Below are 2,150 nucleotides of genomic sequence, written 5' to 3' on the forward strand. Positions count from 1 at the left end.
GCTGGCGACGCGTCTGGCGAGCCAGATCCGCAAGCGTTTCGAGGTGGATTTCACGCTCAAGAGCCTGTTCGAGCTGCCGAGCATCGAGGAGCAGGCGTTGTTCATCGAAGTGCTGCGCAAGAAGCTCAGGGCGGACGAAGCGCTGAACGAAGGTGGCGACAAGGAAGCCGTAGAGGAGTTTTCGCTGTGAAGTTTTCTGACATCCTGGCGTTGTGCGAGAAAGAAGGGATCGAACTCTCTGTCAAGGACGGCGCGCTGCGCGTCGTGTCCACCCGGAACCGGGTGTCGGACGAGATCCGGGAAATCCTCAAGTCCAACAAGCTCCTCCTGATCTCGATGCTGGGCGGCGGTGGCGATGCGTCCTACCGGGAAGAAGAGATCGTGGCCGATCCTCGCCATCTCGAAACGCCACAGGTCGTTTCGTTCGCGCAGCGGCGCATATGGCTGGAATCCACGCTGTCGGAAGACAAGGCGATCTACAACACGCGCCTGGCGGGCACCATTCGCGGCCCGCTCGATGTCGCAGCCCTCGAAGCCGCCCTGCGCATCGTCATCGACCGTCATGCGGTCCTGAGGACTGTCTATATCGACGACGATGGCGAACCCTTGCAGCGGGTACTGCAGCACTACGACTTCGCGCTGTTCCGGCACGAATGCGCCAGCCTCGATGAAGCGGGGCGCGAGACGTTCATGCGTGCGCTGGTCGACCGCGAGATGCTCCACGATTTCGACCTGGCCCGCGATCTTCCGATCCGTGCGCACATCGTGCAGCACTCGGAAGGCCATCATGATCTCGTGCTCACCATCCATCACATCGCCACCGACGGCTGGTCGACCGGCCTGTTGATGCGCGAACTCGATGCCGCCTACGGCGCATGCATCCGGGGCGGGGCGCATGGCCTGCCGGACCTCCCCATCCAGTACGTCGACTACGCCGTCTGGCAGCGCGCCCGTCTCTCGGGCGCATCCCTGGAACGCCTGCTGGACTACTGGCGCGATCGACTCGACGGCATCCAGACGCTGCACGATCTTCCGCTCGATTTCGAGCGGAAGTCGGTGCAGTCGCACCAGGGGCGTCACCTCGACCAGCGCATCGAGCCCGCCTTGGCCCGGGGGCTGGAGCGCTTGTCTTCATCGCTCGGTGTGACGATGTTCGTCGCGCTGCAGTCGATGTTCGCCCTGCTGATGTCCCGTTGCAGCGGATCGCGCGATGTCGTGATGGGGTCCGCGAACGCGAATCGCATCGAAGGCGCGGTGCAGCCCCTTCTGGGATGCTTCCTCAACAATCTCGTGCTGCGGACCGATCTTTCCCAGCAGGACCTGACGGTCTCGGAGTTCCTGAGGCGCCAGCAGCGCGCCTTCATCGGCGACTTCGAGCACCAGCACGTGCCCTTCGAGCTGCTGGTCGAACAGATCAATCCCGAAAGATCGCTGGCGTTCCATCCGCTGGTGCAGATCATGTTCGGCTACGAGAACAACGATTACTCGGGTGCGAGCGCGGCTGCGCTGCCGTTCGAACGGCATGAGCTCGAATACGAAGTCAGCAAGTTCGACCTGTCGCTTCATGCCTTGCCCGTGGAAGACGGAATCGAGATCAGCTGGGGCTATTCGCTCGACCTGTTCCGTCCCGAGACGATCGCGCGGATGGCGAACAGCTTCGAGACGCTGCTGTCGGCGGTGGTCGCCGATCCTCAGCGCCCGCTGCATGCGCTGCCGCTGGTGGACGAGGACGAACGCGCGGCGCTGGTGGCGCTGTCGGAAGGCCCGGCGCCCGAGCGCGCGGCGGTGCTGTTGCCGGCGCTGTTCCGCGCCAACGCGCAGCAGCGCGGCGATGCGGTGGCGGTGCAGCTGGAGGACGAGGCCCTCGACCACGCCGAACTGGAGTCGCGTTCCAACCGCATCGCGCGTGCGCTCGTCGCCGCCGGCGTGCAGGTCGGCGACCGCGTCGGCGTGTGCCAGGAACGGACCCTGGACATGGTCGCCAGCGTGATCGGCACGATGAAGGCCGGCGCGGTCTACGTGCCGCTGGACCCGGGCTATCCGGACGAACGCTTGGCCTACCTGCTGTCGGATGCGGGCATCAGCCACGTGCTGACCGAAGCCTGGCTGGCGCCGCAGCTGCCGCTGTCGGGCCAGCGTGTGGTGCTGGT

Annotated in this window: 2 protein-coding genes; both read left to right on the plus strand. The window is 65.1% G+C overall.

Features of this window, described 5'->3' with window-relative positions:
• Positions 1-190, plus strand: a 190-nt coding sequence (locus tag ACFQ0E_RS19095; RefSeq protein WP_386826607.1) for a phosphopantetheine-binding protein, incomplete at its 5' end; no start/stop codon positions are given.
• Positions 187-2,150, plus strand: a 1,964-nt coding sequence (locus ACFQ0E_RS19100) for a condensation domain-containing protein (protein WP_386826609.1), incomplete at its 3' end; no start/stop codon positions are given. The genes ACFQ0E_RS19095 and ACFQ0E_RS19100, both read left to right, overlap by 4 nt.

The sequence above is a fragment of the Lysobacter brunescens genome (assembly GCF_042677005.1).
GTDB lineage: Bacteria > Pseudomonadota > Gammaproteobacteria > Xanthomonadales > Xanthomonadaceae > Lysobacter_I > Lysobacter_I brunescens.